This window comes from Streptomyces deccanensis (genome assembly GCF_022385335.1).
In the GTDB taxonomy this organism is placed as follows: Bacteria; Actinomycetota; Actinomycetes; order Streptomycetales; family Streptomycetaceae; genus Streptomyces; species Streptomyces deccanensis.
The window spans coordinates 2,038,419-2,052,974 of sequence record NZ_CP092431.1 but is presented as its reverse complement, the minus strand read 5'-3'; the positions used below and the strand labels follow the sequence as shown (position 1 = coordinate 2,052,974).

The following is a 14,556-nucleotide window of genomic DNA, read 5'->3' as shown; positions in this document are numbered from 1 at the left end:
CGGAGCGATGGGCGACCACAAAGAACAGCCCCTTCGGGTGGGCGCGGCCGTCCGGCGGCGGCGCCGGGCACAGGAGCTCACCCTCGCCGCCGTGGCCGAGCGCAGCGGCCTGTCGGTCCCCTTCCTCAGCCAGGTCGAGAACGAACGGGCCCGCCCCAGCAGGCCCTCCCTGGAACGCATCGCGGACGCCCTCGGCACCACCGCCGTCGAACTCCTCGCCGCGGCCGACCCGGCGTGCAGCGTCGACGTGGTGCGCGCCGCCGACGAGGACGGCTTCACGCCCCCCGACGCCTCCGCGCGCTCCCTGGTGCGCGGTCACCACCAGCTGCACGCCATGGAGTTCACCGGCGACCACGACGAGGGCCGCGAGGTCCAGCACCGCAACGACGAGCTGATGTACGTCGTCGACGGCGCCGTCGAGGTCGAGGCCGAGGGCCGGGCCCACCGCCTCGGACGTGGTGACACGCTGTACATGTCCGGTGGCGTACGGCACCGCTGGCGGGCCACCGAACCCGAGACCCGGGTGGTCGTGGTCGCCGTGGCGGACCACATCGAGGCCCTCGAGGACCGCCACCGCAAGGGCGCGTGAGGTCGCGGTGCGGTCCGTCTCCCGGGTCGTCTCCCTCGTCCCGTCCCTGACGGAGGCCGTCGCCGTCACGCTGCCCGGGGTGCTGGTCGGCGCCACCGACTGGTGCGCCCACCCGGGTGATCTCGACGTGGCGCGGATCGGCGGCACCAAGAACCCCAGGACCGACGACATCGTCCGCCTCGCCCCCGACCTCGTGATCGCCAACGAGGAGGAGAACCGGGAGCCGGACCTGACCGCCCTGCGGGAGGCGGGTGTGGAGGTCCTCGTCACCGAGGTACGGGACGTGCCGGGCGCCTGCGCCGAGCTGGACCGGGTGCTGCGGGCCTGCGGGGCCCGCTCCCGGCCGCGCTGGCTGGACGAGGCGGAGTCGGCGTGGTCCCGGCCCCCGGGCGCCGTGGACGGCCCGCTGACGCCCGGCCGCCGGACGACCGCCGTCGTGCCGGTCTGGCGCCGGCCGTGGATGGTCCTCGGCCGGGACACCTTCGCCGGGGACGTGCTCGCCCGGCTGGGCGTGGACCACCTGTACGCCGGGCACGCGGAGCGCTACCCGCGGGTCCCCGTGGAGGAACTGCGGGCCGCCGCGCCCGATGTCGTGGTCCTGCCCGACGAGCCGTACCGCTTCACCGCCGAAGACGGCCCCGAGGCGTTCCCCGGGGTGCCGTGCGCGCTGGTCAGCGGCCGGCACCTCACCTGGTACGGGCCGTCGCTGGCCGAGGCTCCGCGGGTGCTGGACGCGGCGCTGCGAGCAGCCCACCGCTGACCAGCCCGCGCACGGTGCACACGGCGGCGGTGGCCCAGGCCGCCAGGAGCAGCGCGTACAGCGCGACGGCGAGGACGTCGAGGGCGGCGAGCCCCGTGTGCCGGGCCAGTGCCGTCGCGCCGGTCGCACAGGTGCCGACCGGGAAGGTGAACGCCCACCAGGCCATCGAGAACCGCATGCCCCGCCGCCGGGCGCGCACGACCAGGGCGGCGGCGAGCGCGAGCCAGAGCAGCGCGAAGCCCAGGACCGGGACGCCGTAGAGGACGGCGAACGGGGTGAAGGCGTGCGCGTACGGGGCCGGTACGGCGCCGGGGGCCGCGTCGGCGAGATTGCCGACGGCGGTGGTCGACTGCCCGAGCGGGCCGAGGACCAGGAACAGGCTCGGCGTGAGCGCGAGCGGCAACGGCCCCGCCGCGACGAGCCGGCCGCACACCGCCGGCAGCACTACCAGGGTGGCCAGCAGGCTCAGCCCGAACAGCGCGAGACAGCCGAACAGCAGCGTCTGCCGGGCCTGCCCCGGCGGCAGGTACGGCACGAGCAGCGGACCGAGCGCGGCGGAGACCATGGGGGCGACGAGGGGGAGCAGTAGGGCGGGGGTGAGCCGGTCCGCGTCGATCCGATGCCGGACGATCATCAGATAGGGCACGACCACGGCGGCGGCGAGGCCCACGACCGTCCCGACGGAGAAGAGCACGACGTCCAGGACGACGGCCGCCCGCAGGCCGATCCAGTCCCGGCCGACGACCAGCGCACCGCCGCCGACGGCCAGCAGGGCCATGGAGAGGCAGCCGTGGAAGGGGGCCACGGCCGGGTCGAGGAGGTCGGCGCGGGCCCGGTCGCGGTGGTGGGTCCAGTGCAGGGCGCGGGCGCCGAGGACGGAGACCAGCGCGACCAGCGCGAGCGCCCACACCGCCGTGCAGGCCGTTCGCAGCCCTGGGAGGGCCAGGGGGAGCCCGGCACCGGCGGAGGCCACGATCGCGGTGCCCATGACGGGGGCGTACCAGTTCGGCCCGAGGTGGCGGAGGGAGGGGAAGCGGCGGGGGAGGGAGTGGGATCGCGAGGGGGAGGAAGCCAGGGCTGGTTGGGCTGGGCGTACTGGATGGGCTGGACGGACTGCGGTGGCCATGCCGTGAGCGTCTCGCTGCCGGGCGGGGCCCACCAGGGAGTTCGCGTGTATGGGGACATAAGCTGGGGTTATGGGTGAGACGAGCGGGGAGCGGGGCGGACTGGCCCACCGGGTGCCGGACCTCGGGGCGCTCGAACTGCTGCTGGCCGTGGCCCGGCTGGGGTCGCTCGGGCGGGCGGCGCGGGAGCTGGGGATCACCCAGCCCGCCGCGAGCAGTCGTATCCGCTCGATGGAACGCCAGCTGGGGGTCGCGCTGGTCGACCGGTCGCCGCGCGGGTCCCGGCTCACCGACGCGGGGGCGCTCGTCACGGACTGGGCGCGGCGGATCGTGGAGGCGGCAGAGGCGTTCGACGTGGGCGCGCAGGCGCTGCGGGACCGGCGTGACTCGCGGCTGCGGGTCGCCGCGAGCATGACCATCGCCGAGTATCTGCTGCCGGGCTGGCTCATCGCGCTGCGCGCCGAGCGCCCGGACACGGCGGTCTCCCTCCTCGCGGGCAACTCGACGGTCGTGGCGGAGCGGCTGCTCGCGGACGAGGCCGACCTGGGGTTCGTCGAGGGGCCGACGGTTCCGGCGGGGCTGGACGCGGCCGTGATAGCGCACGACCACCTGATCGTGGTGACCGCGCCGAGCCATCCGTGGGCGCGCCGTCGCAGGCCCCTGGAGGCGGCCGAGCTGGCTTCCACGCCGCTGATCCTGCGCGAGAAGGGGTCGGGTACGCGGCAGGTGCTGGAGACGGCCCTGGGGGGCCTCGCCCGTCCGCTCATCGAGCTGTCCTCCACGACGGCGGTCAAGTCCTCCGCGCTGAGCGGTGCGGGCCCGGCGGTCCTCAGCGAACTCGCCCTCGGCGAGGAACTCTCCGCCCGCCGCCTCGTCCGCGTCCCGGTGAACGGCGTCCGCCTGCGCCGCGCCCTAAGAGCAGTCTGGCCCACGGGCCACCGCCCGACGGGCCCGGCACGGGACCTGCTGGGGCTGACGAGGGGGGTAGCGGCCGGCGGGTGAGTCGTCGGGTGCGGGTGCGTGGGGGCTCGTCGCGCGGTTCCCCGCGCCCCTGAAGAGGCCTTCGGTCCTTCGACGAAAAGCACGGGGCGCAGCCCCTGCTTTTCAGGGGCGCGGGGAACTGCGCGAGAAGCCCCCACCGGAGGGACGCTTGGGGGTCAAAGGGGCGCAGCCCCTTGAGGATGGGACGGGTAGGGGCGGCGGGGGCGAAGAAAAATGTGGTGGCATGGCCGTACGGGCAGCCCCCAGCATGGTGGCCATGCCCGTCACCGCCCCACCCGCCACCGGCGTCCGCACCCCCTGGGAAGCCCTCCCCACCCCCGTGCGCGAAGCCGTCCACAACCTGCTCGGCGCCCCGGTGACCGAGGCGGTCACCCAGGACGGAGGCTTCTCCCCCGGCGTCGCCGCCCGAGTCGTCACCGCCGCAGGCGACCGCGCGTTCGTGAAGGCGGTGAGCGCGCACGCCAACCCCGACAGCCCCGGCATCCACCGCAAAGAGGCCCGCAACGCCGCCGCCCTGCCGCCGGAGGTGCCCGCGCCCCGACTGATCGGCTCGTACGACGACGGCACCTGGGTGGCCCTGGTGTTCGAGGACGTGGCGGGTCGACAGCCCCATGTGCCCTGGCGGAAGAGTGAGTTGGCGGTCGTGCTGAACGCGGTAGGGGAACTGAGCCGCGCGCTCACACCCGCGCCCATCGTCGCGCAGCCCCTCGTGGAGGGTTTGACCGACACCTTTCTGGGGTGGCAGCGGATGATCGACCAGGGGGATCGGGGCGAAGGGCTCGACCCGTGGACCGTGCGCGAGCTGCCCAGGCTCGCCGAACTGGCAGCCCGCTGGGCCGACTTCGCTGTCGGAGACAGTCTCGCCCACTGTGACCTGCGCGCCGACAACATGCTGTTGACGGGGGACGGCCGGGTCGTGTTCGTCGACTGGCCGCACGCGCACGGTGAGGCTGCGCCCTGGTTCGACCTGCTGTTGCTGCTGCCGTGCGTCCGGGCGCAGGGCGGGCCCGATCCGGAGGAGATCTTCACCTCCCACCCCCTGGCCCACGACGCCGACCCCGCCGGCGTCACCGCGACCCTCGCCGCGTTCGCCGGCTTCCTGATCGAGAGTTCCCGCCGCCCGCCGGTCCCCGGCATCCCCACCCTCCGCTCCTTCCAACGAGCGCAGGGTGAAGCGGCCGTGCGATGGCTGCGGGCGCGGCTGGGGTAGGGCCGCGGGGGCGTGGGCGCCTTGTCGGGCGCGGGTGGGTGGGGCTTCTCGCGCAGTTCCCCGCGCCCCTGAAAAGCAGGGGCTGCGCCCCGTGCTTTTCATCGAAGGGCCAAGCGCCCCGCAACCCCCACCAGCGCCCGCATCACCCTCACGTCCTCGCCCATCTCCGGATGCCACTGGACGCCCAGCACCCACGCGGGAGCCGGTAGTTCGATGGCCTCGATCGTGCCGTCGGAGGCGTGGGCCGAGGGGAGCAGGCCGGTGCCGAGGTCGTCCACCGCCTGGTGGTGGTAGGTGGGCACGTCCGTCTCCTCGGGGACGAGGTCGCCGTACAGCGTGCCCGGTACCGGCTTCACCGCGTGGCGGCCGAAGACGCCGACCTCGGCCACGTGGTCGTCGATGTGCTGGATCAGCGTGCCGCCGAGCGCGACGTTCAGCAGCTGCATGCCCCGGCAGATGCCCAGCAGCGGCGTCCCGGCGTCCAGCGCCGCCCGGATCAGCGCCAGCTCCCACGCGTCGCGCGCCGGCGCGGCCGGGCCGCAGCGCGGGGAGCGCTCGGCGCCGTAGAGGGACGGGTCCACATCGGGACCGCCCGCGATGACCAGGCCGTCGACACGGGCGACCGCCTCGGCGGCGTACGACGGGTCGTCCGGCGGCAGCATCACGGCCGCGCCGCCCGCCGCCTGCACGAGCCGGGGGTAGCCGACCGGCAGCAGCGCCGCGTCCAGCTCCCACACCCCCCAGCGCGCGCCCGACTCCAGATACGTACTCACACCGATCAACGGCCTGGTCACACATGCTCCTCACGTGTGGAAGTCACGAAACCCCGCACCACGGAACCCGCGGAACGGAGCGCTCAGTCCCGTGCCAACTCTGCCTCGGCCGCGGCCAGCGCCGCGAATTCCTCCTCCGGCGCCTTCGCCACCAGGTGCTTGCGGCTGTAGAACCCGAAGTACGCCGCCGCGACCGCGTACACGCCGAGCGCGATGAGCGCCGCCGTCACGTCCACCAGGAACGTCGCCACCAGCGCCGAGCAGGCGAGGACGAGGGCGACCGAGGAGGTCAGCACCCCGCCCGGCGTCCGGTACGGCCGCTCCAGACCCGGCTCCCGGCGGCGCAGCACGATGTGCGACAGGGACATCAGCGCGTAGCTGATCGTGGCGCCGAAGACGGCGATGTTCAGCATCCGGCCGCCGTCCCCGCTGGCCGCGGCCAGCGCGAAGCCGATCGTGCCCGGCACCAGCAGTCCCAGGTACGGGGCCTTGCGGCCGCTGGTGAGGGACAGGACGCGGGGCAGGTAGCCGGCCCGGGAGAGCGCGAAGAGCTGGCGCGAGCCCGCGTAGATGAGGGAGAAGAAGGAAGCCACGAGGCCGGCCAGACCGGCGTAGTTCACGAAGCGGCTCAGTGCCGTCGCCTTGCCGTCCGGCTGGAGCGCCTCGACCAGCGGGTTGCCCGCCGCCTGGATGGCGTTGGAGCCACGCGCCCCGGCCGCGGCGAAGAAGGTGATCACGGCCAGCACCACGAGGATGCCCATCGACCAGCGGATCGCCTTCGGCAGCGTACGGGCCGGGTCCCTGGTCTCCTCGGCGGCCAGCGGCACGCCCTCGACGCCCAGGAAGAACCACATGCCGAACGGGAACGCCGCCCAGATGCCCAGCAGCCCCATGGGCAGCCAGGAACTCGCGCCGAACGCCGAGGAATCGACCGGGATGTCGTCCAGCGCGGACGCACTGAAGTCGGGCAGCGCGCCCAGGGCGAACACGATCAGGGCAAAGACCGCGATGCCCGTGACGACGAAGCTGGCGATCAGTGCCTCACCCACACCCCAGAGATGGATGCCGATGAAGATCGCGAAGCAGACGAGGTAGACCGGCCAGCCGGACTCCAGGCCGAACAGGCCCAGCGATTCGACGTAGTCACCGATGAAGATCACGATCGCGGCGGGGGCGAGCACGTACTCGATCAGGATCGCCGTGCCCGTCAGGAAGCCGCCCCACGGGCCGAGCGCCCGGCGTGCGAAGCCGTAGCCGCCGCCCGCCGTGGGCAGGATCGCGGACAGTTCGGCGAGGGCGAAGACCATGCAGGCGTACATGGTGCCCATGAGCACCGTGGCGATCGCCAGACCGCCGAAGCCGCCCTCCGCCAGGCCGAGGTTCCAGCCGGAGAAGTCGCCGGAGACGACATAGGCGACGCCGAGGCCGGTCAGCAGGACCCAGCCGGCGCTGCCCCGGCGGAGCGTCCGGCGCTCCAGATAGTCGTCCGCCGCGTCGGCGGTGTCCGTGGCTTTCAGGGACATGGCGCACTCTCCCCACTCAAAGGAATGGATCCATACCTTTGTGGGGTGGGTGGCCGAAAAGCAATACCCCTGCGTTAAGCGAGCGTAAATACGTGCCCGTCCGGCTCATCCGAGGAAGCCGCGCAGCAGGGCCGCCGTGCCCGCGCAGTGTTCCCGCATGATCTCCCGCGCCGCCTCCGCGTCCTCGTCGAGGACGGCCTCCACCAAGGCCGTGTGCTGCTGCTGCGAGTGCTCCAGGTTGCGCACGAGCAGGGGGATGCAGTCGAGCAGGTCGTTCACCCCGGCGCGTACGCCCGCGTACTGGGCGGCCAGCGAGGGCGAGCCGGACAGCTCGGCGATGGTCAGGTGCAGCAGGGTGTCCAGCCGGCGGTACTCCGTGAGCGGCGCGTTGTGCGTGCGTGCCAGGGCCCCGCGCAGCCGCTCGGCCTGGTCGTCGCTCAGGCCGTGCGCCGCGCACAGTCCCGCCGCGCCCACCTCCAGCACCTCACGGAAGCGCAGCGTGTCCTCGACGTCGATGCCCTTCAGGCGCCGGCGCAGCTCGTCCTCGCCCGGGGTGTCGACCCGGGGCAGCACGAACGTGCCGCCGTACCGCCCGCGGCGCGCCTCGATCAGACCCTGGTCCTGGAGCACCTTCAGCACCTCGCGCAGCGTCACCCGGCTGATCCCGAGCCGCTCCGCCAGCTCGCGCTCGGCCGGCAGCCGTTCGCCGCCGGGCACCAGGCCGAGCCGGACCACCTGGAGGATCTGTTCCAGCGCCTCTTCGAAGCCGTTGCCCGCCCGGACCGGGCGCAGGACGGACGCCAGTCGGTCGTCGGCCCACGGAGTCTCCGGTTCCGCCCCTGTCCGCGACATGTGACCGTTCCCCCTTCCCAACTAATGGTTACGGGTAATACCTTATGGCTCCCGGATGGCTGAATGGCTCCGGGGTGGCCGAAGAAGCCCCTAGGAGGCTTTCCCGTGGCAGACCGCACACCCCCGCTCTCCGTCGAGGAACTGCACACCCTCGTCGCGGGCGGTGAGATCGACACTGTCGTCCTGGCCTTCCCCGACATGCAAGGGCGCCTCCAGGGCAAGCGGTTCGCCGCGCGCTTCTTCCTCGACGAGGTGCTCGCCCACGGCACCGAGGGCTGCAACTACCTTCTCGCCGTCGACACCGAGATGAACACCGTCGACGGCTACGCGATGTCCTCCTGGGACCGCGGCTACGGCGACTTCGCCATGCACCCCGACCTCAGCACCCTGCGCCGGGTGCCCTGGAACGAGGGCACGGCCATGCTCATCGCCGACCTCGCCTGGAACGACGGCTCCCCGGTCGTCGCCGCGCCCCGCCAGATCCTGCGCCGCCAGCTGGAACGCCTCGCCGAACTCGGCTACACGGCCAACGTCGGCACCGAGCTGGAGTTCATCGTCTTCAAGGACACCTACGAGCAGGCCTGGGACTCCGGCTACAAGGGCCTGACCCCGGCGAACCAGTACAACATCGACTACTCGGTCCTCGGCACGGGCCGCATCGAACCCCTGCTGCGGCGCATCCGCAACGAGATGGCGGCCGCCGGGCTGACCGTCGAGTCCGCCAAGGGCGAGTGCAACCCCGGCCAGCACGAGATCGCCTTCAAGTACGACGAGGCCCTGGTCACCTGCGACCAGCACGCCATCTACAAGACCGGCGCCAAGGAGATCGCCTCGCAGGAGGGCGTCTCGCTCACCTTCATGGCGAAGTACAACGAGCGCGAGGGCAACTCCTGCCACATCCACCTCTCCCTCGCGGACGCCGACGGCACCAACCTCATGGCCGACGGACAGGACATGTCCCAGGTCATGCGGCACTTCCTCGCCGGACAGCTGGCCGCCCTGCGCGACTTCTCGCTGCTCTACGCCCCCAACATCAACTCCTACAAGCGGTTCCAGCCGGGCTCCTTCGCCCCGACCGCCGTCGCCTGGGGCTACGACAACCGCACCTGCGCCCTCAGGGTCGTCGGCCACGGCCGCTCGATGCGCTTCGAGAACCGGCTCCCCGGCGGCGACGTCAACCCGCACCTCGCCGTCTCCGGACTGATCGCGGCCGGCCTGTACGGCATCGAGCAGAAGCTCGAACTGCCGGAGGTGTGCGCGGGCAACGCCTACGCCGCCGAGTACGACCACGTGCCGACCACCCTGCGCGAGGCCGCCGAGCTCTGGGAGAACAGCCCCATCGCCAAGGCCGCCTTCGGCGACGAGGTCGTCGCGCACTACCTGAACATGGCCCGCGTCGAGCTGGCGGCCTTCGACGCCGCCGTGACCGACTGGGAGCTGCGCCGCTCCTTCGAACGTCTGTGAGGCACCCCTTGTCCCAGCACCACATCCTGGACGTCCTCAACCCGGCGACGGAGGAGGTCATCGCCGCCGTCGCGGGCGCCGCCGAGCACGACGTCGACGCGGCCGTGCGCCGGGCGCAGAAGGCACAGCACGCCTGGGCCGCCGTCGCCCCCGCCGACCGGGCCCGGCTGCTGCGCCGCTTCGCCGGCGTCGTCGACGACCACCTGGAGGAACTGGCGCGCCTCGAGGTCCGCGAAGCCGGACACACCCTCGGCAACGCCCGCTGGGAGGCCGGCAACGTCCGGGACCTGCTCGACTACGCCGCCGGCGGCGTCGAACGGCTCTCCGGCCGGCAGATCCCCGTGCCCGGCGGCCTGAACATCACCATCCTCGAACCGCTCGGGGTCGTCGGCGTGATCGCCCCCTGGAACTTCCCCATGCCGATCGCCGCCTGGGGCACCGCACCCGCGCTCGCCGCCGGCAACGCCGTCGTCCTCAAGCCCGCCGAGACCACCCCGCTCACCGCGCTGCGCCTCGCCGAACTCGCCCTGGAGGCAGGGCTCCCGGAACACCTCTTCCAGGTCCTGCCCGGACGCGGCGACATCACCGGCGAGGCCCTCGTCCGCCACCCCGACGTCGCCAAGATCGTGTTCACCGGCTCCACCCGGACCGGCAAGCGCGTCATGGAACTCTGCGCCGACCAGGTCAAGCAGGTCACCCTCGAACTCGGCGGCAAGAGCCCCAACATCGTCTTCGCCGACGCCGACCTCAAGACGGCCGTCGACCCGTTCTCCTTCCTCGACAACGCCGGCCAGGACTGCTGCGCCCGCACCCGCGTCCTGGTCCAGGAGTCCGTGTACGACGAGGTCAAGAGCCTGCTCGCCGAGTCGCTGGCCGGCGTGATCGTGGGCGACCCCGCCGACGAGAAGACCCAGATGGGGCCGCTGATCTCCCGTCAACAGCTGGACCGAGTACGGTCGTTCGTGCCCGACGGCGCCTCCGCGCTGCGGGGCGACGCCCCCGAGGGGCCCGGCTTCTGGTTCCCGCCGACCGTCCTCACCGGGGAGGGGCCCGACTCCGCCGCCGCCCGCGAGGAGATCTTCGGCCCGGTCGCCGTCCTGCTGCCCTTCACCGACGAGGCGGACGCGATCCGGCTCGCCAACGACACCCCGTACGGTCTCTCCGGCTCCATCTGGACCCGGGACGTCGGCCGCGCCCTGCGGGTCTCCCAGGGCGTCCGCGCGGGCAACCTGTCCGTCAACTCCCACTCCAGCGTCCGCTACTGGACCCCGTTCGGCGGCTTCAAGCAGTCCGGCATCGGCCGCGAGCTCGGCCCGGACGCCCTGACCGCCTTCACCGAAACCAAGAACGTCTTCATCAGCACGGAGGGCCCCGCACAGTGACCGAACAGAGTGTTTGCCGCCGTCTCGTCGGCCGTACCGCCGTCATCACCGGCGCCGGCAGCGGCATCGGCCTCGCCACCGCGCGCCGGCTCGCCTCCGAGGGCGCGCACATCGTCTGCGGAGACGTGGACGAGGCACGCGGCAAGGCGGTCGCCGAGGAGGTCGACGGGATCTTCGTGAAGGTCGACGTCACCGACCCCGAGCAGGTCGAGGCGCTCTTCAAGACCGCCTACGACACCTACGGCAGCGTCGACATCGCCTTCAACAACGCGGGCATCTCGCCGCCCGACGACGACTCCATCCTGGAGACCGGCCTGGAGGCCTGGAAGCGGGTCCAGGAGGTCAACCTGACCTCCGTCTACCTGTGCTGCAAGGCCGCGATCCCCTACATGCGGCAACAGGGCAAGGGCTCGATCATCAACACCGCGTCCTTCGTGGCCCGCATGGGCGCCGCGACCTCCCAGATCTCGTACACGGCCTCCAAGGGCGGTGTGCTGGCGATGTCGCGGGAGCTGGGCGTGCAGTTCGCCCGGGAGGGCATCCGCGTCAACGCGCTCTGCCCCGGGCCGGTCAACACCCCGCTGCTGCAGGAGCTGTTCGCGAAGGACCCCGAGCGGGCCGCGCGCCGGCTCGTACACATCCCGGTCGGCCGGTTCGCCGAGGCCACCGAGATCGCGGCCGCCGTCGCGTTCCTCGCCAGCGACGACTCGTCGTTCGTGAACGCCACCGACTTCCTGGTCGACGGCGGTATCTCGGGCGCGTACGTCACCCCGCTCTAGGCGGCACGGCCGTGCCGCACATCCCGGCGCCCGGAACACCGACCCCGCCGGTGTGATTAGAGTGCCGGGATGAGCAGTTCGCCGCCGCCCGGCTGGTACCGCGACCCGTCCTTCCCGCTCACCGAACGCTGGTGGGACGGGACCGCGTGGACCGACCACCGGCGCCAGCCGGAACATCCCGTGCCGCCGGTGCTCCAGCCCCGACCGCCGCGGCGGGGCCCCGGCCGCACCAAGGTCGTGGCCCTGGCCCTCGCCGGGGCCGTCTTGGTCGCCGGGGCGGTGACCGGCGGTGTCCTGCTGCTCGGCAAGGACGGCGACGGCGGCCAGGAGACGAGAACCACCACGGCGTCCCCGACCTCCGACGCCGACGGGAAGGACAGCCCCTCACCGACGGAGTCCACCGCCCCGTCCCCCTCCGGAGACGCCGACCTCGTCGTGGACGAGCTCAACGGCATCGCGTTCCCGGTCCCCGACGGCTGGGAGAACGGCGACCGATCCGGTGAGGAGGACGCCGTCCTGGTCACGGACGGCACCTTCGACTGCCCCGGCGAGGGCAGTGTGTGCCGCGGTGGCGTCGTCGTCTCCCGGACCGTCACCGGCAGCGACGAGACCTCCCCGAAGATCCTCGCCGAGAAGGACATCGAGGACGCCGCCAACGACGCCTTCGACCGCGACGTCCTGGACCAGCAACCGTACGACGGCATCACCGGCCACGAGGTCGTCGGCTCCGGTTCGGTCGCCGTCGCGGGCCGCGCCGGCTACTACGTGCGCTGGCGGGTGACGACGGGGGCCGGCGCCGGCGGCTACGTCCAGTCCCTCGTCTTCCCCTCCAGCAGCGGTTCCGAGGCACCGGTCCTGGTCCGGTTCGCCCTCGACGCGGGCGACGAGGGCCCGCCGCTCGACGACATCGACGAGATCGTCAAGGGCATCCGCCCGGCCGGCGACGCCGACGCCGACACGGGTGGGGGAGTGGGCAGCAGCCTCGGCCCCTCGTGACCGCCGCTACGGGAACGCGCTAGAGGAACGTGTGACCCTCGCCGCGATACGTCGGCACGGTCGCCGTCACCTCGTCGCCCTCCACCAGGTGCAGCACGTCGAACCGCTCGCACAGCTCACCGGCCTTGGCGTGCCGGAACCACACCTTGTCACCGAGCAGCAGATCGTCCGCGGGCGCGCCGAGCAGCGGGGTCTGCACCTCGCCGGGGCCCTCCTGCGGGTCGTACTTCAGCCCCTCCGGCAGATACGGCACCGGCAGCCGGTCGCGGCCCGGCGCGCCGGAGGCCGGGTAGCCGCCGCCCAGCACGGTGACGACCCCGACACCGGGCCGTCGTACGACGGGCATCGCGAACAGCGCGGCCGGACGCCCCGTGAACGAGGTGTAGTTGTCGAAGAGCCGAGGCACATACAGCCCGGACCCGGCGCCGATCTCGGTGACCGCGTCCTCGGCCGCCGTGTGCTGCACACTGCCCGTGCCGCCGCCGTTGACGAACTCCAGGTCCGGCGCCACCCGCCGCACGGCACGCACCACTTCGGCCCGCCGCGCGGCCAGCTCCTTCTTCGCGGTGGCCTGCATCATCCGCACCGCCCGCGACCGCAGCGGCCGTCCGGCCACCGAGTCGCCGACACCGGCGATATGACCCTCGTACGCCATGATCCCGACCAGCTTGAACCCGGGGCGCTCGGCGACGGCGCGCGCCATGTCGGCGACCTGCCCGGGGGAGTGCAGGGGGGAGCGCCGGGCGCCGACGCGCACCCGGCCGCCGAGCAGCTTCAGCGAGGTGTCCAACTCCAGGCAGACCCGGACGACTTCGGTGCCGCCGCGTCGGGAGGTGTCGATCAGCTGGAGCTGGGCGGGGTCGTCGACCATCACGGTCACCGCCGCGGCGAGCTTGGGGTCGCCCGCCAGCTCGGCGAAGGCCTCGTGGTCGGCCGACGGGTAGGCGAGGAGGATGTCGTCGAACCCGGAACGGGCCAGCCACAGGGACTCGGCGAGGGTGAACGACATGATGCCCTGGAAGCCCTCACGGGCCAGGACCCTCTCCAGCAGCGCCCGGCAGCGAACGGACTTGCTCGCGACGCGGATCGGCTTGCCGCCGGCCCTGCGGAGGAGGTCGTCGGCGTTGGCGTCGAAGGCGTCGAGGTCGACGATCGCCAGCGGGGCGTCGAGATGAGCTGTGGCCCGGTCGTACCGGGCCCGGTCGGCGGCGCGCGCAGTCATGCACGAAGCCTGCCAGACATGATTACCGCAGGGTAGTGGGACGTTCCGGGCTAAAGCCACGGTCCCGCGGACTGGTTCCCGTTCGACCGGGGCCAACCCGTAGAGTGACGCGCACGCAGGGACGACCTCGACGGGGGTGCCGATCCGCTGCCACGGGTATGGCTTGCCCGAGGTACCGGCCGGGCCGTCGGCGGCCGACACCCACGACACACGCGCCGACCGCTCCCCACGGGCGGCCGGCCGACAGGACGACCTTCGGGTGCCTGAACGACGACCTTCGGGCCGCCGGGACGACGACCGCTGGGGACGTTGGCTCGGTGACCTTCGGGCCGCTGGAACGGCGACCTTCGGGCCGCCGGGACGACGACCCCCGGGTCTTCCGGGGCGGCGACCCAAGGGTCGGCGGGAACGACGGCCTCCGGGTCGGCAGGAAGCGACGACCTCCGGGTCTGCACGAACGAGGAAACGGGGGGTGCATGAGCACGGAAGCGCGCCGCGCCTCCATTCCCCCACGCCCCCGGTCCCACCCCGCCCCTCCATACCGCCGGGCCAGGACCCGTCGACCCCGACCCCGGGCACCCCGACGGACACCGCGCGCCCGACCACCCCGGCACCGGACACCACAGACCCGGTCGCCCCGCCCCGGCCGCCGTCCCGGGAAACCGCCGCAGGCCGGGAGACGCCGGGCAGGCGCCCGAACACGACAGGCGACTCGGGGGCACGGTCGTCCGACGCGGGCGGTTCGCAAGCGTGGCCGTCCGTCGGTGGTGGCTCAGGGACCCGGCCGTCTGTGGGTGATGGCTCGGGGACACGGCCGTCCGTTGGTGGGGGCTCGGGAGCGCGGCCGTCCGTGGACGGGGGGTCGGGACCGGTGCCGCCC

At 73.0% G+C, this 14,556-nt stretch carries 13 protein-coding genes; 8 read left to right on the top strand and 5 right to left on the bottom strand.

Translation table 11 applies throughout. The annotated features are described in order from the left end of the window. Positions 1-7 precede the first annotated feature (7 nt). Both L3078_RS09185 and L3078_RS09180 read left to right on the top strand, forming a co-directional pair. Positions 8-589, top strand: a complete 582-nt coding sequence (locus L3078_RS09185) for a helix-turn-helix domain-containing protein (RefSeq protein WP_239752887.1) — start codon at positions 8-10, stop codon at positions 587-589. 7 nt (positions 590-596) lie between these two features. Next, complete coding sequence (locus L3078_RS09180) at positions 597-1,349, top strand: helical backbone metal receptor (protein WP_239752886.1); 753 nt, start codon at positions 597-599, stop codon at positions 1,347-1,349. Here L3078_RS09180 and L3078_RS09175 read toward each other — a convergent pair. Beyond that, positions 1,276-2,475, bottom strand: coding sequence for a TDT family transporter (locus L3078_RS09175; protein ID WP_239752885.1), 1,200 nt, complete (start codon positions 2,473-2,475; stop codon positions 1,276-1,278). The genes L3078_RS09180 and L3078_RS09175 overlap by 74 nt on opposite strands. A gap of 70 nt (positions 2,476-2,545) precedes the next feature. Between L3078_RS09175 and L3078_RS09170 the strand changes: the two genes are divergently transcribed. Further along, complete coding sequence (locus L3078_RS09170) at positions 2,546-3,475, top strand: LysR family transcriptional regulator (protein WP_239752884.1); 930 nt, start codon at positions 2,546-2,548, stop codon at positions 3,473-3,475. A 256-nt stretch (positions 3,476-3,731) separates the two neighbouring features. Beyond that, positions 3,732-4,685, top strand: a complete 954-nt coding sequence (locus L3078_RS09165; RefSeq protein WP_239760257.1) for a phosphotransferase — start codon at positions 3,732-3,734, stop codon at positions 4,683-4,685. Between the two features lie 98 nt (positions 4,686-4,783). On the opposite strand, the gene L3078_RS09160 is transcribed toward L3078_RS09165, so the two are convergent. The 3 genes from L3078_RS09160 to L3078_RS09150 all read right to left on the bottom strand — a co-directional run bounded on the left by L3078_RS09160 (position 4,784) and on the right by L3078_RS09150 (position 7,833). After that, entirely contained in the window at positions 4,784-5,479 is a 696-nt protein-coding gene (locus tag L3078_RS09160; protein WP_239752883.1) for a gamma-glutamyl-gamma-aminobutyrate hydrolase family protein, read from the bottom strand. 62 nt (positions 5,480-5,541) lie between these two features. After that, the gene (gene eat / locus L3078_RS09155) at positions 5,542-6,981 is read right to left on the bottom strand and encodes an ethanolamine permease (protein ID WP_239752880.1); all 1,440 of its coding nucleotides are present in this window, start codon (positions 6,979-6,981) and stop codon (positions 5,542-5,544) included. A 105-nt stretch (positions 6,982-7,086) separates the two neighbouring features. Continuing rightward, a complete protein-coding gene (locus L3078_RS09150; protein WP_239752878.1) occupies positions 7,087-7,833 on the bottom strand; it encodes a FadR/GntR family transcriptional regulator in 747 nt (248 codons plus the stop codon). Between the two features lie 105 nt (positions 7,834-7,938). Between L3078_RS09150 and L3078_RS09145 the strand changes: the two genes are divergently transcribed. From L3078_RS09145 to L3078_RS09130, 4 genes are all read left to right on the top strand, one after another. After that, positions 7,939-9,297, top strand: a complete 1,359-nt coding sequence (locus L3078_RS09145; protein ID WP_239752868.1) for a glutamine synthetase family protein — start codon at positions 7,939-7,941, stop codon at positions 9,295-9,297. A gap of 8 nt (positions 9,298-9,305) precedes the next feature. Continuing rightward, the gene (locus tag L3078_RS09140) at positions 9,306-10,679 is read left to right on the top strand and encodes an aldehyde dehydrogenase family protein (protein ID WP_239752845.1); all 1,374 of its coding nucleotides are present in this window, start codon (positions 9,306-9,308) and stop codon (positions 10,677-10,679) included. Continuing rightward, positions 10,676-11,458, top strand: coding sequence for a 3-oxoacyl-ACP reductase (locus L3078_RS09135; RefSeq protein WP_239752843.1), 783 nt, complete (start codon positions 10,676-10,678; stop codon positions 11,456-11,458). Before L3078_RS09140 ends, L3078_RS09135 begins: the two co-directional genes overlap by 4 nt. 69 nt (positions 11,459-11,527) lie before the next feature. Further along, positions 11,528-12,454, top strand: a complete 927-nt coding sequence (locus tag L3078_RS09130) for a DUF2510 domain-containing protein (protein ID WP_239752840.1) — start codon at positions 11,528-11,530, stop codon at positions 12,452-12,454. A 19-nt stretch (positions 12,455-12,473) separates the two neighbouring features. Here L3078_RS09130 and L3078_RS09125 read toward each other — a convergent pair whose 3' ends face one another. After that, entirely contained in the window at positions 12,474-13,676 is a 1,203-nt protein-coding gene (locus tag L3078_RS09125) for an amino acid deaminase/aldolase (RefSeq protein WP_239752839.1), read from the bottom strand. Positions 13,677-14,556: the final 880 nt, after the last annotated feature.

Excerpts from the sequence above, each read along its gene's own strand:
- L3078_RS09185 (WP_239752887.1), top strand. The coding sequence starts at position 8 with ATGGGCGACCACAAAGAACAGCCCCTTCGGGTGGGCGCGGCCGTCCGG.
- L3078_RS09175 (WP_239752885.1), bottom strand. The coding sequence starts at position 2,475 with ATGGCCACCGCAGTCCGTCCAGCCCATCCAGTACGCCCAGCCCAACCA.
- L3078_RS09170 (WP_239752884.1), top strand. The coding sequence starts at position 2,546 with ATGGGTGAGACGAGCGGGGAGCGGGGCGGACTGGCCCACCGGGTGCCG.
- L3078_RS09165 (WP_239760257.1), top strand. The coding sequence starts at position 3,732 with ATGCCCGTCACCGCCCCACCCGCCACCGGCGTCCGCACCCCCTGGGAA.
- eat (WP_239752880.1), bottom strand. The coding sequence starts at position 6,981 with ATGTCCCTGAAAGCCACGGACACCGCCGACGCGGCGGACGACTATCTG.
- L3078_RS09150 (WP_239752878.1), bottom strand. The coding sequence starts at position 7,833 with ATGTCGCGGACAGGGGCGGAACCGGAGACTCCGTGGGCCGACGACCGA.
- L3078_RS09130 (WP_239752840.1), top strand. The coding sequence starts at position 11,528 with ATGAGCAGTTCGCCGCCGCCCGGCTGGTACCGCGACCCGTCCTTCCCG.
- L3078_RS09125 (WP_239752839.1), bottom strand. The coding sequence starts at position 13,676 with ATGACTGCGCGCGCCGCCGACCGGGCCCGGTACGACCGGGCCACAGCT.